This is a genomic window from Caulobacter zeae (assembly GCF_002858925.1).
Lineage (GTDB): Bacteria > Pseudomonadota > Alphaproteobacteria > Caulobacterales > Caulobacteraceae > Caulobacter > Caulobacter zeae.
In genome coordinates this window covers 1-21,830 of record NZ_PJRS01000043.1, presented here as the reverse complement: position 1 = coordinate 21,830, position 21,830 = coordinate 1, and the positions used below count along the sequence as shown (strand labels likewise).

The 21,830-nt window shown below is 67.4% G+C and carries 19 protein-coding genes; 17 read left to right on the top strand and 2 right to left on the bottom strand.

What is annotated here, in order from left to right; all coding sequences use genetic code 11:
* Nucleotides 1–50 precede the first annotated feature (50 nt).
* The 14 genes from SGCZBJ_RS20760 to SGCZBJ_RS20695 all read left to right on the top strand — a co-directional run bounded on the left by SGCZBJ_RS20760 (nt 51) and on the right by SGCZBJ_RS20695 (nt 14,413).
* Nucleotides 51–668, top strand: coding sequence for an NADH-quinone oxidoreductase subunit J (locus SGCZBJ_RS20760; RefSeq protein ID WP_101719842.1), 618 nt, complete (start codon nt 51–53; stop codon nt 666–668).
* The gene (gene nuoK / locus SGCZBJ_RS20755; protein WP_101719841.1) at nt 665–970 is read left to right on the top strand and encodes an NADH-quinone oxidoreductase subunit NuoK; all 306 of its coding nucleotides are present in this window, start codon (nt 665–667) and stop codon (nt 968–970) included. Before SGCZBJ_RS20760 ends, nuoK begins: the two co-directional genes overlap by 4 nt.
* 4 nt (nt 971–974) lie before the next feature.
* On the top strand, nt 975–3,068 hold the full coding sequence (gene nuoL / locus SGCZBJ_RS20750; protein ID WP_101719840.1) for an NADH-quinone oxidoreductase subunit L: 2,094 nt from the start codon (nt 975–977) through the stop codon (nt 3,066–3,068).
* A gap of 10 nt (nt 3,069–3,078) precedes the next feature.
* On the top strand, nt 3,079–4,563 hold the full coding sequence (locus tag SGCZBJ_RS20745) for an NADH-quinone oxidoreductase subunit M (RefSeq protein WP_101719839.1): 1,485 nt from the start codon (nt 3,079–3,081) through the stop codon (nt 4,561–4,563).
* Nucleotides 4,564–4,571: 8 nt separating this feature from the next.
* Nucleotides 4,572–6,011 carry an NADH-quinone oxidoreductase subunit NuoN gene (gene nuoN / locus SGCZBJ_RS20740; RefSeq protein WP_101719838.1) on the top strand — a complete coding sequence of 480 codons (1,440 nt, stop codon included), beginning with the start codon at nt 4,572–4,574 and terminating at the stop codon, nt 6,009–6,011.
* 1 nt (nt 6,012) lies between these two features.
* Nucleotides 6,013–6,783, top strand: a complete 771-nt coding sequence (locus SGCZBJ_RS20735; RefSeq protein WP_101719837.1) for a biotin--[acetyl-CoA-carboxylase] ligase — start codon at nt 6,013–6,015, stop codon at nt 6,781–6,783.
* On the top strand, nt 6,780–7,562 hold the full coding sequence (locus tag SGCZBJ_RS20730) for a type III pantothenate kinase (protein WP_101719836.1): 783 nt from the start codon (nt 6,780–6,782) through the stop codon (nt 7,560–7,562). The genes SGCZBJ_RS20735 and SGCZBJ_RS20730 overlap by 4 nt, the downstream gene beginning before the upstream one ends.
* Nucleotides 7,559–9,238, top strand: a complete 1,680-nt coding sequence (locus SGCZBJ_RS20725; protein WP_101719835.1) for a ribonuclease J — start codon at nt 7,559–7,561, stop codon at nt 9,236–9,238. Before SGCZBJ_RS20730 ends, SGCZBJ_RS20725 begins: the two co-directional genes overlap by 4 nt.
* Before the next feature lie 7 nt (nt 9,239–9,245).
* Nucleotides 9,246–9,977 carry a rhomboid family intramembrane serine protease gene (locus SGCZBJ_RS20720; protein ID WP_101719834.1) on the top strand — a complete coding sequence of 244 codons (732 nt, stop codon included), beginning with the start codon at nt 9,246–9,248 and terminating at the stop codon, nt 9,975–9,977.
* A gap of 63 nt (nt 9,978–10,040) precedes the next feature.
* Nucleotides 10,041–10,460, top strand: a complete 420-nt coding sequence (mce, locus tag SGCZBJ_RS20715) for a methylmalonyl-CoA epimerase (RefSeq protein WP_101719833.1) — start codon at nt 10,041–10,043, stop codon at nt 10,458–10,460.
* Nucleotides 10,460–10,720 (top strand): DUF1467 family protein, encoded by a 261-nt coding sequence (locus tag SGCZBJ_RS20710; RefSeq protein WP_101719832.1) that lies wholly within the window; start codon nt 10,460–10,462, stop codon nt 10,718–10,720. The genes mce and SGCZBJ_RS20710 overlap by 1 nt, the downstream gene beginning before the upstream one ends.
* A gap of 414 nt (nt 10,721–11,134) precedes the next feature.
* A complete protein-coding gene (gene proS / locus SGCZBJ_RS20705) occupies nt 11,135–12,460 on the top strand; it encodes a proline--tRNA ligase (RefSeq protein WP_101719831.1) in 1,326 nt (441 codons plus the stop codon).
* Complete coding sequence (locus SGCZBJ_RS20700; RefSeq protein WP_101719830.1) at nt 12,460–13,734, top strand: lipoprotein-releasing ABC transporter permease subunit; 1,275 nt, start codon at nt 12,460–12,462, stop codon at nt 13,732–13,734. Before proS ends, SGCZBJ_RS20700 begins: the two co-directional genes overlap by 1 nt.
* Nucleotides 13,727–14,413 carry an ABC transporter ATP-binding protein gene (locus tag SGCZBJ_RS20695; protein WP_101719829.1) on the top strand — a complete coding sequence of 229 codons (687 nt, stop codon included), beginning with the start codon at nt 13,727–13,729 and terminating at the stop codon, nt 14,411–14,413. The genes SGCZBJ_RS20700 and SGCZBJ_RS20695 overlap by 8 nt, the downstream gene beginning before the upstream one ends.
* A 118-nt stretch (nt 14,414–14,531) precedes the next feature.
* On the opposite strand, the gene SGCZBJ_RS20690 is transcribed toward SGCZBJ_RS20695, so the two are convergent.
* On the bottom strand, nt 14,532–15,488 hold the full coding sequence (locus SGCZBJ_RS20690; RefSeq protein ID WP_101719828.1) for a nucleoside hydrolase: 957 nt from the start codon (nt 15,486–15,488) through the stop codon (nt 14,532–14,534).
* On the opposite strand from SGCZBJ_RS20690, the gene sidA reads away from it, so the two are divergent.
* The 3 genes from sidA to SGCZBJ_RS20675 all read left to right on the top strand — a co-directional run bounded on the left by sidA (nt 15,397) and on the right by SGCZBJ_RS20675 (nt 19,898).
* Nucleotides 15,397–15,750 (top strand): cell division inhibitor SidA, encoded by a 354-nt coding sequence (gene sidA, locus SGCZBJ_RS26415; RefSeq protein ID WP_338065466.1) that lies wholly within the window; start codon nt 15,397–15,399, stop codon nt 15,748–15,750. The two genes, SGCZBJ_RS20690 and sidA, sit on opposite strands and share 92 nt — an antisense overlap.
* Nucleotides 15,751–15,775: 25 nt before the next feature.
* Nucleotides 15,776–19,207 (top strand): DNA polymerase III subunit alpha, encoded by a 3,432-nt coding sequence (gene dnaE / locus SGCZBJ_RS20680; protein WP_101719826.1) that lies wholly within the window; start codon nt 15,776–15,778, stop codon nt 19,205–19,207.
* A gap of 340 nt (nt 19,208–19,547) precedes the next feature.
* Entirely contained in the window at nt 19,548–19,898 is a 351-nt protein-coding gene (locus SGCZBJ_RS20675) for a GFA family protein (protein WP_101719825.1), read from the top strand.
* A 728-nt stretch (nt 19,899–20,626) separates the two neighbouring features.
* On the opposite strand, the gene SGCZBJ_RS25780 is transcribed toward SGCZBJ_RS20675, so the two are convergent.
* Nucleotides 20,627–21,382: a LuxR C-terminal-related transcriptional regulator gene (locus tag SGCZBJ_RS25780; protein WP_205685440.1), complete on the bottom strand. Its 756-nt coding sequence runs from the start codon at nt 21,380–21,382 to the stop codon at nt 20,627–20,629.
* Nucleotides 21,383–21,830: the final 448 nt, after the last annotated feature.

The following is a 21,830-nucleotide window of genomic DNA, read 5'->3' as shown; positions in this document are numbered from 1 at the left end:
TGCTTCGCACGTCGCTGTTATTTGAACTTATCAGGGGAGCACCTGGGCCAATGGCCTTGCAGGCGATAGCTTTCTACTTGCTGGCGTTCGTGACCATTGCGGCGGGTCTTCTCGTCGTGTCGGCCAAGAACCCCGTGCACTCGGTGCTCTTCCTGATCACCGCCTTCTTCTCGGCCGCAGGCCTCTTCGTCCTCCTGGGCGCGGAGTTCCTCGCGATGCTGCTGATCGTCGTCTATGTGGGCGCGGTCGCGGTGCTGTTCCTCTTCGTCGTCATGATGCTCGACATCGACTTCGAAGCGCTTCGGGACGGCTTCGCCCAGTACCTGCCCATCGGCGGTCTGGTCGGCGGCGTCCTGACGATCGAGATGATCATGGTCGCCGTCAGCGTGGCCACCAACGGCGCGGCCGCCAAGAACGCCGCTCCGCTGGCGTCGCCGGGCGGTGTCAGCAACACCGAGGCCATCGGCCGGGTGCTCTACACCGACTACATCTTCTTCTTCCAGGCGGCGGGCCTGGTGCTGCTGGTCGCGATGATCGGCGCCATCGTCCTGACCCTGCGTCACAAGCCGGGCGTCAAGCGCCAGGACATCGGCAAGCAGGTCGCCCGCACGCCCAAGACCGGAATGGAACTCGTGCAGATCAAGCCGGGCGAGGGGATCAGCGAATGATCGGCCTTCCGCATTACCTCATCGTCGCCGCCATCCTGCTGACGATCGGCGTCTTCGGGATCTTCGTGAACCGCAAGAACATCATCGTCATCCTGATGTCGATCGAGCTGATCCTGCTGGCGGTGAACATCAACCTGGTCGCCTTCTCGGCCTACCTGCACAACGTGGTGGGCCAGATCTTCGCGATGTTCGTGCTGACCGTGGCGGCCGCCGAGGCCGCCGTCGGCCTCGCCATCCTGGTGACCTTCTTCCGGAACCGCGGCGACATCGCGGTCGACGACGCCAGCATGATGAAGGGCTGACCCAGTGCAATCGCTCGTCACCATTCTCGTCTTCGCCCCGCTGCTGGGCGCGATCATCGCAGGCCTGTTCGGCCGGCGGATCGGCAACGTCGCTTCGCAAGCCGTCACCACGGGCCTGCTGATCCTGGCCTGCGCGCTGTCGTGGGTCACCTTCAGCCAGTGGACCTGGGGCCACATGGAGGCCTTCACGGTCTCGCTGCTGCCCTTCATTCACGTGGGCGACTTCATCGCCAACTGGTCGATCCGCATCGACGCCCTGTCGGCGACCATGCTGATCGTGGTCACGACCGTCTCGGCGCTCGTGCACATCTATTCATGGGGCTACATGGCCGAGGACGACAGCAAGCCGCGCTTCTTCGCGTACCTGTCGCTCTTCACCTTCGCCATGCTGTCGCTGGTCACCGCCGCCGACTTCATGCAGCTGTTCTTCGGCTGGGAAGGCGTGGGTCTGGCCTCGTACCTGCTGATCGGCTTCTGGTTCAAGAAGCCGTCGGCCAGCGCGGCCGCCATCAAGGCCTTCGTCGTCAACCGCGTCGGCGACTTCGGCTTCGCGCTGGGCATCATGACGGTCTACTGGGCGTTCGGCACGATCAACTTCGCCGAGCTGTTCCCGATGATCCAGGCGGGCGCCGCCCGCAGCTGGCAGTTCGCCGGTCATAGCTGGCCGCTGGTCGACATCGCCTGCTTCCTGCTGTTCATCGGCGCGATGGGCAAGTCGGCCCAGTTCTTCCTGCACACCTGGCTTCCGGACGCCATGGAAGGCCCGACCCCGGTGTCGGCCCTGATCCACGCGGCCACGATGGTGACCGCCGGCGTTTACATGCTGTGCCTGCTGTCGCCGATGTTCGAATACGCCCCCGTGGCCAAGAACATCGTCACGGTCGTCGGCGCGGTGACGGCGCTGTTCGCCGCCACGGTCGGCCTGACCCAGAACGACATCAAGCGCGTGATCGCCTACTCGACCTGTTCGCAGCTGGGCTACATGTTCTTCGCGGCCGGCGTGGGCGCCTACCAGGCGGCCATGTTCCACCTGTTCACGCACGCCTTCTTCAAGGCCCTGCTGTTCCTGGGCGCCGGTTCGGTGATCCACGGCATGCACCACGAACAGGACATGCGCCGCTACGGCGCCCTGGCCAAGATGCTGCCGGTGACCTTCATCGCCATGACGATCGGCACGATCGCCATCACGGGCCTCGGCTTCCCGCCGCTGCACCTGGGCTTCGCCGGCTTCTACTCGAAGGACACCATCATCGAAGCCGCGTTCGCCGCGGGCGGCCACAACCAGATCGCCATGTTCGCATGGGTGATCGGCGTGCTGGTCGCGGGTCTGACCTCGTTCTACTCGTGGCGCCTGGCCTTCTTCACCTTCAACGGCAAGGCCCGGTGGGGTCATGACGACCATGGCCATGATGCGCACGCCGCTCACGGCCATGACGATCACGCGCACGCCGCCCATGGTCACGATGACCATGCCCATGGCGCGCACGACGATCACGGTCACGACGACCATGGCCACGGCCACGATCACAAGCCGCACGAGAGCCCCTGGGTGATGCTGCTGCCGCTGGTCGTGCTGTCGATCGGCGCGGTCGCCGCCGGCTTCGTCTTCACCGGCTACTTCGTGGGTCACCACGAGGCCGAATTCTGGCGCGGCGCGATCTACAACGCCCCGACCAACCACGTGCTGCACGAAGCGCACAACGTGGCCGACTGGGTGAAGTGGAGCCCGCTGATCGCCTCGCTGATCGGCCTGGCCGTCGCCGTCTACGTCTACATCCTGAAGGGTGACGAGCGGCTGGGTCTCAAGCTCGCCGAGCGCAAGGGCCCGCTGTACGTGTTCTTCTACAACAAGTGGTTCTTCGACGAGCTGTACGACGCCACCTTCGTGCGCGCCGCCAAGTTCCTCGGCGACCTCTTCTGGAAGGGCGGGGACCAGAAGATCATCGATCGCCTGGGTCCCGACGGCGTCAGCGCCGTCTCCTACGCCGTCGGCCGCAAGACGGGCAAAGCCCAGACCGGCTACGTCTACCACTACGCTTTCGTCATGCTGCTCGGCGTCGCCGGCCTGCTGACGTTCGCCCTTTACGCATTCCGTTGAGGACGGATCGATGACTGGTCTGCTCAGCCTTACGACCTTCGCTCCGCTCGTCGGCGTGGCCCTGATCCTGGCGGCTCGCGCCGCCAAGGGCCCGGGCGCCGCCACCGACACCCTGGCCAAGTGGATCGCGCTCGCGACCACGCTGGTGACCTTCGCCCTGGCGCTGGTGCTGACGCTCCAGTTCGACGCCAAGAACCCGGGCTTCCAGTTCGTGGAAGACTTCGCCTGGTTCGCCGGCCTGCATTACCGCATGGGCATCGACGGCATCTCGGTGCTGCTGGTCCTGCTCACCGCCTTCCTGCTGCCGATCTGTATCGTGGCCAGCTGGAAGTCGGTCGAGAAGCGCGTGGTCGAGTACCTGATTGCCTTCCTGGTCCTCGAGACCCTGGTAATCGGCGTGTTCTGCGCGCTGGACCTGGTGCTGTTCTACCTCTTCTTCGAAGGGGGCCTGGTGCCGATGTTCCTGATCATCGGCATCTGGGGCGGCAAGCGCCGGATTTACGCGGCCTACAAGTTCTTCCTCTACACGCTGCTCGGCTCGGTGCTGATGCTGGCGGCTATCCTGGCCATGATCTCGATCGCCGGCACCTCGTCGATCCCCGAGCTCATGACCTACAAGTTCGCGCCGTGGCTCCAGACCTGGCTGTGGCTGGCCTTCTTCGCCTCGTTCGCGGTGAAGATGCCGATGTGGCCGGTGCACACCTGGCTGCCTGACGCCCACGTGGAAGCCCCGACGGCGGGTTCGGTCATCCTGGCCGGCATCCTGCTGAAGATGGGCGGCTACGGCTTCATGCGCTTCAGCATCCCGATGTTCCCGAACGCCTCGGAGATGTTCCAGCCGCTGGTGTTCGCGATGTCGGGCATCGCCATCGTCTACACCTCGCTGGTCGCCTTCCGTCAGACCGACATCAAGAAGCTGATCGCCTATTCGTCGGTCGCCCACATGGGCTTCGTGACCATGGGCATCTTCTCGGGCAACGCCGCCGGCGAGCAGGGCGCCCTGTTCCAGATGATCAGCCACGGGGTGATCTCCGGCGCGCTCTTCCTCTGCGTCGGCGTCGTCTACGACCGCATGCACACCCGCGAGATCGCCTTCTACGGCGGCCTGACCAACCGCATGCCGCACTACGCCTTCGTGTTCCTGCTGTTCACGATGGGCAATGTCGGCCTGCCGGGCACCTCGGGCTTCGTCGGCGAAATCCTGACGATGACCGGCGTCTACCAGGCCTCGACCTGGACGGCGATCGTGTCGGCCACCGGCGTGATCCTGTCGGCGATGTACGCCCTGACGCTGTACCGTCGCGTCATGTACGGCGAGATCGTCAACCCGGAACTGAAGACGATCACCGACCTCGACGCGCGCGAGATCCTGCTCTTCGTGCCGCTGATCATCATGACCTTGGTGCTCGGCATCTATCCTAATCTTGTGTTCAACCTGACCGCGTCGTCCGTCGACGGGCTCGTCGGCGCCTGGCGCGCCGCCGTGGGCGGGTGAGGGATCCCATGACGTTCTCCGCCAACATCTCCCTCGTCCTTCCGGAACTGGTCCTGGGCGTCTCGGCCCTGGTCCTGCTGGTCTGGGGCGCCTTCTCCAAGAAGACCACGCCGGTCTTCACGGGCGCTTCGGTCCTGGCGCTGCTGGCCGCCGCCGTCCTGGCGGCGATCGGTCCGCACGGCCACGCCTTCAACGGCGTCTACTCGGCCGACGCCGCGGCGAGCTACGCCAAGGTCGCGATCTTCCTGTTCAGCGCCGTGGCCGTCGTGCTCGGCGACCGCTGGCTCGCCGCCCGCGGCGACCAGAAGTTCGAATTCCCGGTCCTGGTGGTGCTGTCGGCCGTCGGCATGGGCGTCACCGCCTCGGCCGGCGACCTGATCAGCCTCTATATCGGCGTCGAGCTGCAATCGCTGGCCCTGTACGTCCTGGCCGCCTTCCGCCGCGACGACGCCAAGGCCTCGGAAGCGGGCCTGAAGTACTTCGTGCTGGGCGCGCTGTCGTCGGGCATCCTGCTGTACGGCGCCTCGCTGATCTACGGCTTCGCCGGCTCGACCCGCTTCGCCGACATCGCCGCCGCCTCGCACGGCGCTCACGGCCTTGGCCTGCTGTTCGGCCTGATCTTCGTGATCTGCGGCCTGGCGTTCAAGGTTTCGGCCGCGCCGTTCCACATGTGGACCCCGGATGTCTACGAAGGCGCCCCGACCCCGGTCGTCGGTTTCTTCGCCGCCGCGCCGAAGCTGGCCGCCATGATGATGTTCGCCCGCGTGCTGGGCGACGCCTTCCCCGACGCCGTGTCGCAATGGCGCCAGGTGCTGATCATCGCGGCCCTGCTGTCGGTGTTCGTCGGCGCCTTCGCCGGCCTGGCCCAGACCAACCTCAAGCGCCTGTGGGCCTATTCCTCGATCGCCAACGTCGGCTACGCCCTGCTGGGCGTCGCCACCGGCGGCGAGGTCGGCCTGCACTCGATGCTGGTCTTCATGGTGCTCTACATGGTGGACGTCACCGGCTTCTTCGCCTGCCTGCAGGCGCTGAGCCGTGACGGCAAGCCGATGGAGACCATCGAGGACATGGCCGGTCTGGTGAAAGAACGTCCCGGCGTCGCCCTGGCCATGACCGCGTTCTCGCTGTCGGCCCTCGGCCTGCCGCCGTTCTCGGGCTTCTGGGCCAAGTTCTACGTCTTCAAGGCCGCCATGGGCTCGGGCGACGTGCCGCTTCAGTGGGCCGCCGTGCTCGGCCTGGTGGGCAGCGTCGTGGCCGCGTTCTACTACCTGCGCCTGATCAAGGCGATGTGGTTCGACGCGCCCGCGGGTTCGGTGGACAAGCCGCAACCGACCGCTCGCGCGATCGGCTTCGCCGCGGCCCTGTTCTCGTTCCCGATCGTCCTGGCCGCCCTGGTCTGGCTCGACCCCGCCGCCAAGGCGGCGGCGGCCGCCTTCGGCCACCTCTGACGTGACGGGCGGCCCCCCGTTCGACAACGGGGCGGGCAAGGGGCCGCCCGTCGTCGTTCTCGACGAGATCGACTCGACCAACGCCGAGGTCCGCCGCCGCGCAGAAGCGGGGCGGACAGAGTCCGTCTGGATCGTCGGCCTGCGGCAGACCGCGGGCCGAGGCCGCCGGGGCCGCGCCTGGGAAACCGGCGACGGCAATCTGGCCGCCACCCTTCTACTGACCCTAGACAAGCCGCCCGCCGAAGCCGCCCAGGTCTCGTTCGTCGCCGCCCTGGCGGTTGCCGACCTGCTGGCCGCCTATGTTCCCGAGCGCCTGGTCAGCCTGAAATGGCCCAACGACCCGATGGTCGGCGGCCTCAAGATCAGCGGCATCCTCATCGAGTCCGGCAAGTCGCCGGATGGCGGCCTGTGGCTGGCCGTGGGCATTGGGGTGAACCTGGCCCGTAAGCCGATCGACAGCGAGCGCCCGACCACGGCCCTGCCGACCTGGCGGGCCGAGCCGCCGCCGTCGCCGGTCGAGGCGATCGGGGTGCTGGCCGCCTCGTTCGACCGCTGGCTCGACGTCTGGCTGCGCCTGGGCTTTCCCGCCATCGCCGACGCCTGGACCGCCAAGGCTCTCGGAATGGGCGAACCCTGCATCGCCCGGCTCGGCAACGAGACGGTCGAGGGCATAGCCGAGGGCCTCGACGGCGACGGGGCCTTGCGCCTTCGTCTCGCTGACGGCCAACTGCGCCGGATCACCGCCGGCGACGTCTTCTTCGGAGCTTCGTGATGCTGCTGGCAATCGAACAGGGCAACACCAACACCATGTTCGCCATCCACGACGGCCAGTCGTGGATCGCCCAGTGGCGGGCCGCCACCGAGAGCACCCGCACCGCCGACGAGTACGTCGTCTGGCTGTCGCAGCTGATGTCGATGCAAGGGCTGGGCTTCCGTTCGCTGGACGCCTGCATCATCTCCAGCGTCGTGCCCCAGTCGCTGTTCAACCTGCGTAACCTGTCGCGTCGCTACCTGAACGTCGAGCCGCTGGTGATCGGCGAGAACGCCCGTCTGGGCGTCGACATCCGCATCGACAAGCCGTCCGAGGCCGGCGCCGACCGCCTCGTCAACGCCGTGGGCGCCAGCATGGTCTACAGGGGCCCGCTGATCGTCATCGACAGCGGCACGGCCACCACCTTCGACGTCGTGGCCGCCGACGGGGCCTTCGAGGGCGGCATCATCGCCCCCGGCATCAACCTTTCCATGCAGGCCCTGCACGAAGCGGCCGCCAAGCTGCCCCGCATCGCCATCCAGCGTCCCGGCAAGATCGTGGGCACCGACACGGTCGGCGCCATGCAGTCGGGCGTGTTCTGGGGCTACATCTCACTCATCGAAGGGCTCGTCTCGCGCATCAAGGAAGAGCGCGGCGAGGACCTGACCGTGGTCGCCACCGGCGGCGTCGCCTCGCTGTTCGAGGGCGCCACCGACAGCATCGACCACTTCGATCCCGATCTGACCATCCGTGGTCTCCTCGAAATTCACCGCCGCAATACCCACCTAGAGACCGAATGAAAAAGCAAACCAACGACGAACTCGTCTTCCTGCCGCTGGGCGGGTCGAACGAGATCGGCATGAACTTCAACCTGTACGGCTTCGGGCCCGCCGACGATCGCAAATGGATCGTCGTCGACCTTGGCGTCACCTTCGGCGACCAGACGACGCCGGGCGTCGAGATCATCCTGCCCGACCCCGAGTACATCGTGCCCTATGCGGACGACATTCTCGGCATCGTCCTGACCCACGCGCACGAAGACCACCTGGGCGCCGTCGCCTGGCTGTGGCCGCAGCTGAAGGCGCCGGTCTACGCCACGCCCTTCACCGCCTTCCTGCTGCGCGAGAAGCTGCGTGACGCCAACCTGCTGGACGAGGTCGAGGTTCACGAAGTGCCGCTGAGCGGCAGCTTCGACCTCGGCCCGTTCCACCTGGAAATGGTCACGCTGACCCACTCGATCCCCGAGCCGAACGGCCTGGCGATCAAGACCCCGTTGGGCACCGTGCTGCACACCGGCGACTGGAAGATCGATCCCGATCCCCAGCTGGGCGCGGCCACCGACGTCGACGCCTTGCGCCGCCTGGGCGACGAGGGCGTGCTGGCCATGGTCTGCGACAGCACCAACGTCTTCGTCGAGGGCGAGTCCGGCTCGGAGGCCGACGTCCGCGTCGAGATGAACAAGCTGATCGCTGGCCTGACCGGCAAGATCGCCGTGGCCTGCTTCGCCTCGAACGTGGCGCGCATGGACACCGTGATCCGCGCCGCCCAGGCCGCCGGCCGCAAGGTCTGCCTGGCCGGCCGTTCGATGCACCGCATGGCCGCCGCCGCCCGTTCGGTCGGGCTGCTCGACGGCCTGGACCCGTTCGTCACCGACGACCAGGCCAAGCATATGCCCGAGAACGAGATCCTCTATCTCTGCACCGGCAGCCAGGGCGAGGCGAGGGCGGCCCTGGCCCGCATCGCCGAGGGCAATCACCCGCACGTCAAGCTTTCGCAGGGCGATCACGTGGTGTTCAGCTCGCGGGTGATCCCGGGCAACGAGATCCCGATCCGCAACCTGCAGAACAAGCTGGCCGATCGCGGCGTGCGCTTGCACACCGAGCGCGACACCCCCGGCATCCACGTCAGCGGCCACCCGTGCCGCGACGAGCTGAAGCAGATGTACCAATGGGCCAGGCCGCAGATCGCCGTGCCGACCCACGGCGAGCGCCGCCACCTGCTCGAGCACGCCGCCTTCGCAAAGGACCTTCAGGTCCCGCACGCCGTCCCGCCCCGCAACGGCGACATGGTGCGGCTGGCGCCGGGTCATCCGGAGATCATCGACGAGGTGCCGGCCGGCCGCCTGTACGTCGACGGCGGCGTCGTGACGCCCGAGAACGGCGAGGCCCTGCGCGAACGTCGCCACGCGGCGTTCAACGGCGTGCTGGCCGTGTCGATCGTGCTGGACGGCCGCAACAAGATCGTCTCGGGCCCGCAGGTCCGGGGCCTGGGCCTGGCCGGCGACGAGGAGTATCCGCTCGACGAGGCCCTGGACGACCTGGCGGAAGAGGCCGAAGAGGCCTTCAAGCGCCTGTCGGGCGACGACCGCGAGATCGACGAAACCATCGAGAACGCCATCTCGCGCGCGGTGAAGAAGGCCGCCTTCCGCATCTGGGAACGCAAGCCGGTCGTGGAGACGACCGTCCTGCGCCTCTGACGCCCGCATGAGCATCGACGACCAGCCCCCGACCGAGCCTCCCGAAACGCCTTCGCGGCGCGAGGGGATCTTCGGCCAGGGGCCGGCCGTCATCTGGTTCGAGGCCTGGCCGGTCCTGGTGACCCTGGGCCTGATCTGGATCGTCTTCGCCGCCCAGCTGGCCAGCGCGCCGCTGGGGCTGGAGGAGCAGATGCTCAGCTACGGCGCCTTCCACCCCGGCAACTTCCGGGACGGCCTGTGGTGGACGCCGCTGACCTCGATGTTCCTGCACGCCGGCTGGCTGCACGTGGTGATGAACTCCGCCGCCCTGGTCGCCCTGGGGCCGGGGCTGGCCCAGCGGCTGGGTCGCGACGCGCTCGGCGGCCTGCTGTTCGGCGGTCTCTACGTGGGCTGCGGCCTGGCCGGCGTGGCGCTGGCGGGCCTCATGATGCCCGACGCCTGGCTGCTGGGCGCTTCGGGCGCCATCTGCGGCCTGTGGGGCGCGGGTGCGCGGCTGGTGGGGCCGGGCAGGGAAGAACTGCACCCGATCTTCTCCAAGGCCGTCGGCCGTTCGGCCCTGTCGTTCCTGGTGATGAACCTGATCGTCGTGGTCGCCGCCGGCGCCTATGGCCTGGCCAGCCAGCAGGGGCTGATCCTGGTCTCCTGGCAGGCGCATCTGGGCGGTTTCGTGCTCGGTCTGTTGCTGGTCGGCGTGCTGCCGGTGCGCTTCCACTGGCTGAAGGGTCTTCGCGGCGCTTGACTGCCGTGAGCGGAGGCGCGGTTAGTTGGTCTCCAACTCCGCACCAGCCCCGGGACAGGAACCATGATCGGCAGGCTCAACCACATCGGCGTCGCCACGCCCTCCATCGACGAGTCGGTGAAGATGTACCGCGAGCTGCTGGGCGCCACCTCGGTCACCGAGAAGTGGGCCATGCCGGAGCAGGGCGTCTGGGTCTGCTTCGTCAACCTGCCCAACAGCCAGATCGAGCTGATCGAGCCCTACGGCGAGAAGTCCCCGATCCACGCCTTCCTGGCCAAGAACCCAAAGGGCGGCCAGCATCACGTCTGCTTCGAGGTGGAGAACATCTACGAGGCCCGCGACGCTCTGGTCGCCAAGGGCGCGACCGTGCTAGGCGAGCCGAGGATCGGCGCCCATGGAACGCTGATCATCTTCGTTCACCCCAAGGACATGGGCGGCATGCTCGTGGAATTGATGGAAAGCCCCAAGGACGCGCATCACTGATGGGACCGATCACCAGCGTCGCGATCTTCCTGACCATCTGGTGGACGGTGCTGTTCGCCGTGCTGCCGCTGGGCGTGCGCAGCTATCACGAGATGGGAATCGAGCCGCCGCCGGGCGCCGATCCCGGCGCGCCGGTGAACCCGAACCTGAAGCGCAAGTTCTTCACCACCACCTGGATCACGGCTGTGCTGTTTTCGATTCTGTGGCTGGTGGTGAAGTTCCAGCTGGTGAGCCTGCCGGACCTGCCCTCGACCTATTGAAAACTTTTGCAGCGGCCGCGCCGGCGCCCAAGCCTTGTGCGACCTGCGATCTCCTGCCCGTCAAACGCCCATGTCTTGGGCGAAACGCGCGGAGCTTGAACGTCAGCGGCAATCGCATGCCCCAACAGCCGTTCGACGGTCGTAGATTGTCATGACGAGGCCGGGTTCGGCCTTGCTCTGTGGCGTCTTCCCCGACGATGAACTTGAACGGCCGCGCGATTGAACCGCGCGGCCTTCTTTTCGTTATGGCTCCGCTCGGGGCGTCGGGCCGGAGAGAGCGCGGGCGTTGCCCAACTCTTTCGACAGTCAGGCGCCCTCGACGCTCAAAACGTCATCTTTTCGCCGCGCGCGTTGCCAAGCTGAACGGCGAGCGGCTATCTCAACGCCTCGAATACTCCCGGAGACGTCTCGTCCATGCGCCTGTCGCGCTACTTCCTGCCCGTCCTGAAAGAAGCTCCCTCCGACGCCCAGATCGTGTCGCATCAGCTGATGCTGCGCGCGGGCATGATCCGCCAGGAGGCCGCCGGCATCTATGCCTGGCTGCCACTGGGCCTGCGGGTGCTCAACAAGGTCGAGCAGATCGTCCGTGAGGAAATGGATCGCGCCGGCGCCGTCGAGCTCCTGATGCCGACCCTGCAACTGGCCGACCTGTGGCGCGAGTCGGGCCGCTACGACGCCTACGGCCCGGAGATGCTGCGCATCACCGACCGCCACGAGCGCGAGCTGCTGTACGGGCCCACCAACGAGGAAATGGTCACCGAGATCTTCCGCGCCTCGGTGCGCAGCTACAAGGACCTGCCCAAGAACCTCTACCACGTGCAGTGGAAGTTCCGCGACGAGCGCCGTCCGCGCTTCGGCGTGATGCGCGGCCGCGAGTTCCTGATGAAGGACGCCTACAGCTTCGACCTCGACGCCGAGGGCGCGCGCAAGTCGTACAACCGCATGTTCGTGGCCTATCTGAACCTCTACGCCCGCATGGGCCTGAAGGCCGTGCCGATGCGCGCCGACACCGGCCCGATCGGCGGTGATCTCTCCCACGAGTTCATCGTGCTGGCCGAGACGGGCGAAAGCGCCGTCTTCTGCCACAAGGACCTGGTCGAGATGGATCCGCCCGGCGCCGACGTCGACTGGTACGGCGACCTGCAGCCGCTGGTCGACCAGCGCACGGCCCTCTACGCCGCCACCGAGGAAATGCACGACGAAGCCGCCTTCGATGCGATCCCCGAGGGCGACCGCCTGTCGGCCCGCGGCATCGAGGTCGGCCACATCTTCTCGTTCGGCACGAAGTATTCCGAGCCGATGAAGGCCTACGTCATGGGCCCCGATGGCAAGGAAACGCCCGCGCAGATGGGCAGCTACGGCGTCGGCGTCTCGCGCCTGCTGGGCGCGATCATCGAGGCCAGCCACGACGAGGGCGGCATCATCTGGCCGGAAAGCGTCGCGCCGTTCCACGTCGGCATCGTCAACATGCGCCAGGGCGACGCGGCTTGCGACGCGGCCTGCGACAGCGCCTACAAGGCCTTGCAGGCCGCCGGCGTCGACGTGCTCTATGACGACACCGACGCCCGCGGCGGCGCCAAGTTCGCCACCATGGACCTGATCGGCCTGCCCTGGCAGCTGATCGTCGGGCCCAAGGGCGTGGCCGAAGGCGTGGTCGAGCTGAAGAACCGCAAGACCGGCGAGCGCGTCTCCGAGCCGCTCGACGCCGTCCTGGCCCGCCTGACTGGCAAGGCCGCCTGATGGCGTTCGGCGCGGGGCCCTTCGGGATCTGGGAACGGACGGTCGCCTGGCGTTACCTGCGCACCAAGCGCAAGAACGGCGGCGTCGCCCTGATCTCGGTGATCTCGTTCAGCGCGGTGATGCTGGCGGTGTTCGCCCTCATCACCGTGATGAGCGTCATGAACGGCTTCCGCGCCGAGCTGCTCGGCCGGCTGCTGGGCTTCAACGGCCACATCTATGCCCAGGGGCCGCTGGTCAACGGCCCTGACCGCGAGGGCGTCATCGCCCGCATCAAGGCCAGTCCCGGCGTGGTCCAGGCCGCGCCCCTGGTCGAGGCCCAGGCCATGGTGATCGGTCCCAACCAGGTGACCGGCGCCATCGTGCGGGGCGTGAACCCCGCCGACCTGCGCGGCATGACCCTGATCTCCAAGAACATCAAGCAGGGCTCGCTCGACGGCTACGGCGAGGGCGAGTACGGCGGCGACATGGTGCTGATCGGCGACCGCATGGCCCGCAACCTGGGTCTGTCGGTCGGCGACCCGATCACGCTGATTTCGCCTTCAGGCCCGGCCACGGCCTTCGGGACCTCCACGCGTGAGAAGGACTATGTCGTCGGCGGCGTCTTCAGCGTCGGCATGAGCCAGTTCGACGAGAGCTACGTGATGATGCCGCTGACCCAGGCGCAGCTGTTCTTCGGGCGTGACACGGCCATCGACTATGTCGAGGTCAAGCTGACCGACCCCGACAACGCCAAGCAGGCCAAGGCCGCCATCGAGCAGGCCGTCGGCCCCGGCGCCTTCATCACCGACTGGATGGACAAGAACAGCAGCTACTTCAACGCGCTGCAGGTCGAGCGCAAGGTCATGCGGCTGATCCTGTTCTTCATCGTCGCCATCGCCACCCTGAACATCATCTCCGGCCTCGTCATGCTGGTGAAGAACAAGGGCCGCGACATCGCCATCCTGCGCACCATGGGCGCGAGCCAGTCGTCGATCCTGCGCATCTTCATCATGGCCGGCGCCTCGATCGGCCTGGCCGGCACCTTGACGGGCCTGCTGCTGGGCGTGCTGTTTTGCGCCAACATCTCGGCCATCCAGAACTTCGTCGAATGGGCCACCGGCACGGCGGTGTTCAGCGCCGACATCTATTTCCTGGCCCACATCCCGGCCAAGATCGACTGGGTCGAGGTGGGCGGCGTCGTCTCGATCTCCACCCTGATGAGCGTGCTGGCGACCCTGCCGCCGGCGCTGCGGGCCTCGCGCCTCGATCCGGTTGAGGCCCTTCGCTATGAGTAGCCCCGTCCTGTCGCTGCGCGGCGTCGAGCGCACCTACGTCACCGAGGCCGGCAAGCTGACCGTGCTGCGCGGCGCCGATCTCGACGTCTATCCGGGCGAGGTCGTGGGCCTCATCGGGCCGTCGGGCTCGGGCAAGTCGTCGCTGCTGCACGCGGCCGGCCTGCTGGAGCGCCCCGACGCCGGCATCATCGCCGTCGACGGCAAGGACTGCTCCAAGCTTTCCGAGCGCCAGCGCACCAAGGTGCGGCTGTCGACGGTGGGCTTCGTCTACCAGTTCCACCACCTGCTGCCGGAGTTCACCGCGGCCGAGAACGTGGAGCTGCCGCAGATGATCGCCGGCCGTCGTCGGGCCGAGGCGCGTGAGCGTGCGGTCGGCCTGCTGGGGCAACTGGGTCTTGCGGCGCGCGTCGACCACCAGCCGGGCCAGATGTCTGGCGGCGAGCAGCAGCGCGTGGCCATCGCCCGTGCGCTGGCCAATTCGCCCAAGCTCCTGCTGGCCGACGAGCCGACCGGCAACCTCGATCCGGCGACCTCGGCCGCCACCTTCCAGGCGCTCTACGACCTGGCGCGCGGGCAGGGCGTCGCCGCCCTGATCGCCACTCACAACATGGAACTGGCCCGCTACATGGACCGGGTCTTCGCCCTGCGCGACGGCCACCTGGAGCCGCAGACGTTATAGGCAGGGGCGAAAACCTCGCCCTTCGACAAGCTCAGGGGTGAGGTTCTCTGGTGCGCGGCCTTGCCCTGTTCCTCATCCTGAGCCTGTCGAAGGACGAGGAACACGCACCAGCTTGAATTCAGAGCAGCGCCTGCTGTATCGCGGCGAAGAACCCGGCCTGGTCGATCTTCTTGATGACCCGGGCGTTGGGCTCGCGGCGCTTCAGCGCCGGGTCGGCGATCTCGATGTCCGGCAGGATCGAGTGCGACACGCTCAGATAGCCGCGGGTCAGCTCGCCCATGGTCTCCACGTCGATCACGCAGCGCTCGGCTTCCAGCACCAGGCTTTCGTCGAGCATGGCCGCGCAGGTCAGGGCGTCTGGGTGCAGGCTGCCGTCCAGGCCTTCGGTGTCGCGGGCGAAGGCCAGCGAGGCCTCGTTGACCTTGGTGAAGAACGTCGCGCGCGGCGTGCCCAGGGCGTCGAGCTGCGCCAGTTGCGCCGTCGTCAGCAGGCCGTCGCGCAGGGTTTCGGTCCAGGTCACGACGTGCAGGTCGAAGCCGGCGTTGACGACAATCTTGGCCGCCTCTGGATCAACATAGAAATTGTATTCGGCCGCCGGCGTGACGTTGCCCACGCCGTTGTCGGTGCCGCCCATGACCCACAGGGCCTTGGCGGCCTTCGCGATCGCCGGCTCGCGCAGCACGGCCAGGGCGATGTTGGTCAGCGGCGCCTGGGCCAGCAGGGTGATCTCGCCGGGCGCTTCCATCACCCGTCGCACGATCTCGTCGGCCGCGTGGCCGGAGGAGGGGCGCTGGGCGGTCTTGGGAAAACCCGCGTCGCTCATGCCGTCCTCGCCGAACACGTAGGCGGCGTCCAACGGGATGCGGCTGAAGGGCTTGCCTGCGCCCAGATAGACCGGAATCCCGGCCGCCTCGCAGGCTTCCAGCGTCACCAGGGCGTTCTCTGCGTGCTGTTCGAAGCCGACATTGCCGTGGCTGATTGTGATGGCTTCCACGCTGACGCCCGGGCGGCGCAGGGCGAGCATCAGGGAGAAGACGTCGTCTCCGGCGGTGTCGGTGTCGATGATCAGGCGCATGGCGGGCTTCTGCCGCGTTCCGCGCGGGAAGGCCAGAGCCGCCCGGTTGATCCGCGGCGATCGGCCCCGCGCGACAAAAAAGCTCACAACTTGCCTGTGGACTATTGCGATGAGAACGAAAGGGGAATACAGAACAAAAAGGCAACTAGCCAACGAGCTGTGGAGGGATGTTATGGTCCGGATCGCGCGTGAGTCTTTGGCGCTTGTATCTGTCGCCGGCTTCGTCTGGATGATGTGTTCGGTCGCCCAGTTGGTGACCTGAGTCGAATAGCAGCGAGGGTCTGGTCATGTCGGGTGTGGAAGGTCAGGGTTTCGTCCACCTCCGCGTCCGGTCGGCCTATTCGCTGCTGGAAGGGGCCATCAAGGCCGACAAGATCCCGGGCATGGCCGCCGCCGGCGGCATGCCCGCCGCCGGGATCACCGACCGGGCCAACCTGTTCGGCGCTCTGGAGTTTTCCGTCTACTCCAAGGACAACGGCGTCCAGCCGATCATCGGTTGCGCCCTGCCGGTCAAGGGCATCGGCGCCAAGCCGTCCGAGCGCTGGTCTCGCGAGCCCACCATCACCCTGCTGGTGCAGAACGAGCGAGGCTACCTGAACCTGTCGGAGCTGTCGTCGCTCGCCTATCTGGAAAGCGGCGAGCTGGCCGAGCCGGTCGTGCCGTGGGCCAAGGTGGTCGAATACTCCGAAGGCCTGATCCTGCTGTCGGGCGGAACCGACGGCCCCGTCGACAACCTGTTCGCCGCCGGCAAGACGGCCGAGGGCAATGCTGCCCTGGCCGAGATGCAGAAGGTGTTCGGCGACCGCTTCTATGTCGAGCTCCAGCGCCACGGCCTGCCGCAGCAGGCGGCCGCCGAGCCCGGCCTGGTGGACTGGGCCTACGACCACGACGCGCCGCTGGTGGCGACCAATGACTGCTACTACGCCAAGCCCAATCTCTATGACGCCCACGATGCGTTGCTGTGCATCGCCGACGGTTCGTTCGTCGGCCAGGACGAACGTCGCCGGGTGACGCCCGAGCACTGGTTCAAGCCGGCCGAGGACATGCGCAAGCTGTTCGCCGATCTTCCGGAAGCCTGCGACAACACCCTCGACATCGCCCGCCGCTGCGCCTTCATGGTCAAGAAGCGCGACCCCATCCTGCCCAGCTTCCCCACCGGCGACGGCCGCAACGAAGCCGAGGAGCTGGCGCACCAGGCTCGCGAAGGCCTCCGCATGCGCCTCGAGGGGCTGACGCTGGCGATGGAGGAGCACGTGTACTGGGAGCGGCTCGACTTCGAGCTCGGCATCATCGTCAAGATGGGCTTCCCCGGCTACTTCCTGATCGTTTCCGACTTCATCAAGTGGGGCAAGGATCACGGCATTCCGGTCGGTCCGGGGCGGGGTTCGGGCGCCGGTTCGCTGGTCGCCTGGGTGCTGACCATCACCGACCTCGACCCGCTGCGCTTTGGCCTGCTGTTCGAGCGCTTCCTCAATCCCGAGCGGGTCTCCATGCCCGACTTCGACGTCGACTTCTGCCAGGAGCGACGCGAAGAGGTGATCGCCTACGTGCAGGACAAGTACGGCCGCGACCGCGTGGCCCAGATCATCACCTTCGGTTCGTTGCAGGCCCGCGCCGTGCTGCGCGACGTTGGTCGGGTGATGCAGCTGCCGCTGGGCCTGGTCGACCGTCTCTGCAAGATGGTGCCCAACAATCCGGCCGCGCCGGTGACGTTGGCCCAGGCCATCGACATCGAGCCGCGCCTGAAGCAGGCCAAGAACGAGGACGCCAACGTCTCCAACTGCCTGGACGTGGCCCTGCAGCTGGAAGGCCTGTTCCGCAACGCCTCGACCCACGCCGCCGGCGTGGTGATCGGCGACCGGCCGCTGACCCAGCTGACCCCGCTCTACAAGGATCCGCGCTCGGACTTCCCCGCCACCCAGTTCAACATGAAGTGGGTCGAGAGCGCGGGCCTGGTGAAGTTCGACTTCCTGGGCCTGAAGACCCTGACCGTGCTGGATCGCGCGGTGAAGCACCTGCGCAAGCGCGGCATGGAGGTGGATCTTGGCCGCCTGCCGTTCGACGACGCCAAGAGCTACGAACTGCTCGCCTCGGGCCAGACGGTCGGCGTGTTCCAGCTGGAAAGCCAGGGCATGCGCGACACCCTGCGCAAGATGCGCTGCGGCTCGATTGAGGAGATCACCGCGCTGATCTCGCTCTATCGCCCGGGCCCGATGGACAACATCGACACCTTCGTCGACTGCAAGTTCGGCCGAAAGCCCGTCGACACCCTGCACCCGTCGCTGGAAGGCGTGCTGCGCGAGACCTACGGGGTCATCGTCTACCAGGAGCAGGTGATGCAGATCGCCCAGATCCTGGCCGGCTACAGCCTGGGCGAGGCCGACCTGCTGCGTCGCGCCATGGGTAAGAAGAAGAAGGAGGAGATGGATCTCCAGAAGATCCGTTTCGTCTCCGGCGCCAAGGAAAAGGGCGTGCCCGAGGAACAGTCGGGTTCGATCTTCGAACTGGTGGCCAAGTTCGCCGGCTACGGCTTCAACAAGAGCCACGCGGCCGCCTACGCCCTGATCGCTTACCAGACGGCCTGGCTGAAGGCCAACACGCCGGTCGAGTTCCTCGCCGCGTCGATGAGCCTGGATATCTCCAACACCGACAAGCTGGCGGTCTTCCACCAGGACGCGCGCCGCTTCAGCATCACGGTGCGGGCGCCTGACGTGAACCGGTCGGGCGCCGACTTCGAGGTCGAGAACGGCGAGGTGCTCTACGCGCTGGGCGCGGTGCGCAACGTCGGCCTGGAAGCCATGAAGCACCTCGTCGCCGTGCGCGACGAGGGCGGGCCTTTCCGCGACATCTTCGACTTCGTCGAGCGGGTGGATCCCAAGCAGGTCAACAAGCGGGCCATCGAAAACCTGGCGCGGGCAGGGGCCTTCGACTCGTTCAACAAGAACCGCGCCCAGGTGTTCGCCAACGCCGACGTGCTGATCGCCCACGGCCAGAGCGTCGCGGCCGACCGCCAGGGCGGCCAGCACGCCCTGTTCGGCGGCGACGCGGCCGCCAGTCGCCCGCGCCTGAAGAAGGTCGAGCCCTGGACGCAGGTCGACCTGCTGGACGAGGAACTGTCGGCCGTCGGCTTCTACCTGACCGGCCACCCGCTGGAGGACATGGTCGGCATGCTGCGCCGCCGGCGCACCGTGATGCTGACCGAGGCCATGGCCCAGGCCGAGGCGGGCGCCGAAGCCCTGCGCATGTGCGGCATCGTCCGTCGTCGCCAGGAGCGCGCCTCCCAGAGCGGCGAGCGTTTCGCCTTCGTGTCGCTGTCGGATCCGTCCGGCGAGTACGAAGTGCTGTTCCCGCCGGAATCGCTGCGCAAGTGCCGCGACGTGCTCGAGCCGGGCAAGGGCGTGGTCATCAAGGTCCGCTCCAAGGCCCGCGACGGCGAGGTGCGCTTCTTTGGCGACGACGCCGAGGCGATCGAGAAGGCCATCGAGAACGTGGTGGCCGGCCTGCGCGTGCACCTGTCGCCGGCGGCCACCGAGATCGAGGCCCTCAAACGGCGCATCGAGCCCGCCATGACCCAGAAGGGCGGCGAGATCAGCTTCGTCGCCGCCTTGGGCGGCGGCCGGGAGATCGAGTTGAAACTGCCGGGACGCTACACGCTGGACGCCTCGCTGCGCGGGGCGCTGAAGACGGCGCCAGGCGTGGCCCTGCTGGAGGACATCTAGATCGGGCCCCGAGGCGGCGGCCAGGTCCGGTCGCCGCGTTCTGCTAGGGAAGGGGCGAGGCAAGCGGGAAGGAGCCGCGCGCGCGAGGCCATGGTCTCGGCTTTGGGCTCTGGCCTCCCGAGCCGGGGCCCTGGCGCGACACCGGCCGATGGAGTGGAGCGGGGAGCCGTGCTAGGCGATCCGCGCGGCGGCGGGGACTTCTGTCCATCAGCGCCCGCCCCGCGAGCGCATGGCCGCCCGAACGTTTTGTCACCCGACCGCATGGCGCCGCGGCGTTCGTGCGAGCGTTGAAGCATCAAGGCGCGCTGGGGCAGGGCGCCGGCGGTTCTGGGAGGAAGCCATGAGCAAGCACACTGGCGGCTGCCAATGCGGCAAGGTCCGTTTCGAGGTCGAGGCCGACCTGTCGCAGACCATCACCTGCAACTGTTCGCGATGCGGCAAGCTGGGCTCGGTCCTGGCCTTCGCGCCGATCGACGACTTCACCCTGCTGTCGGGCGAGGACGCCCTGACCGAGTACCGGTTCAACACCGGCAAGATCCAGCACCTGTTCTGCGCCGATTGCGGCATCGAATCCTTCGCCCGCGGCGAGGCGCCGAACGGCGCGAAGATGGCGGCGATCAATGTCCGCTGTGTCGACGGCGTCGATGTCTTCGGGCTTGAGCCGCAGCAGGTCGACGGCAAGTCGTTCTGAACGCGACAAGGCCCGGGCGGCTGTCGAGCCCCTGAAGCCAACAAGGTCGCGATGCCGGTCGTGGGGTGGACGGCAGACTGGATTTGGAGTGCGCCTGCTGTCCATCCAAGCGCTCTGCAGAGCGCCATGGCCGGCCGCCGTCTTTCGGGGCGGCTGCCGTTTTGCTGAGGGGCTGTCTGCCAGGGCTCCGAAGACAGGGGGCGGGTGAAGAGCGGCGTGGTAAGCGTGCGAAGATGACTTGTCTCCGTGTTCCGGGCTGCGCGCGCAGAGCTCGCTTCGGCCAAGCGCGCCGGCGTCCGAAACTAGAGGCGGGGCCGGGTTGAAGGCCGTGAAGGCCTCGTCCCTGAGCGCATTGCGACTTGCCGGCCGTTCGCGTGAATAGCGCCTCCGGTGTCGATCAGGGCTTGGATCTGCGCCAGGTCCCGGCCCTGGTGCATCCTACGGCGATGGCGAGGTCGCGGAGAACCAAGTTGGCGCGACTTGCAAGCGAGTACCGGGGATCTACTGCGAAACAACAGCGCTTCCGGGCCATCGATAGGACGCTGGCGTCTAGGTCTGATCCACCTTCAACAATTCGGGCTGTTTTGCCCCGGGCTTCCCCCCACGTCGTCGGGGCCAGGCAGTGCTAGGCCCTGCAGTGCATGACGAGGGGGGGGGGCGCTAGGATCCTGGCCTTCGTGTGGGGGGAGCAGATTTTGCGGGGCGCCTCGAGAGAATGCCGCTTCGCCCTAGCGCGCCGTGAACCTCACCAGGGCCGGGGTCGCCGGGACGCCGGCTTCGGAGGCGAAGTTGCGGTGGCGCGCGCTGTTGAAGCCGACCTCGTAGCCGCGTCCGGCCTCCACCGTGCACAGGAGGGTGAAGCTGCGGCGGTCGAGCGACTGCGTGGGCGTAGGGGCGCAGTCTGGATAGGCAGCGGGGTCTCGGGCGATGAACGACCAGCCGGCCTGCATCGGCTGGTCGAAGGTCACGGTCAGGGCGAGGCGGCCGGCCCGCACGACGGCGCCGGGCGCGGGCGAGACCGCCACGACGCGCGGGGCAGAGGGCCTGGCGCCAGGCACCGCGGGCGCACCGGGGGGCGTGGTCGGGGCGGGGTGATGGACGACGGTGAGGGCGGCGAGGGCGCCGATCGTGGCGGCGAGCGCGATCATGGTCGTGGCTCCGGCTAGGGCGGGCCAGGCGGCCCGCGGGGTGAAGTCGCGCCGTCGTCTCTGGACCGGTCCGACGAGCGGGGCGACCCCGATTTTCCTGTCCCGATTTTCCTGGGGCGTGGCCGGCGGGGCTTCCCCCGGCGCTTCGGCGGCCACGATGCGAGCCAGTTGCCGGCTGCTGCCGACGCCGGTCTTGCGCCGCGCCTCGCGCAGTCGCTCATTGACCGAGCCTTCGCTGACTCCCAGTTCGACCGCCGCGGTCTTGGCCGTGTGGCCTCGGGCCAGCAGCAGCAGGGCGCGGCGTTCGACGTCGGACAGGCGCGAGAGATCGGGCATCGGGATCCACAGGTACGCGCCATGGGGGCGGTTGGGGATTGAACTCAACCTTGTCGGCCGCCGCTAAGCAATCGGCGTGGGATGGTTTCGAGGCGGCGTTCTCGATCCGCCTCAGCCTTGCACGCGCGCCGTTTCGCCGGGCCGTTGCATCGCCATCCCAGTCCGGGGGCTTACAGTCGCTTCAACCAGACCCGAGGTCTGAGTCGGATCGACATCAATCGACGGCCGTCTTTCCAGTCCGCCCTTCCCGCGAAGGCGGGGACTAAAAAGGCTAGGTTCGTCTCCTGAAATGCAGCTTGGATCCCCGCCTTCGTGTTGTGTCCCGAGAGCTTGGCGGGATGGTTTGGGTGTAGCCTCCGGTTTGGCCTGGCTGGAGGAACAGCGATGCTCGTGAAGCTGCATGGCAATGCGACGACGACGCCGAAGGTGCGTGCCTACATCCAGGCGA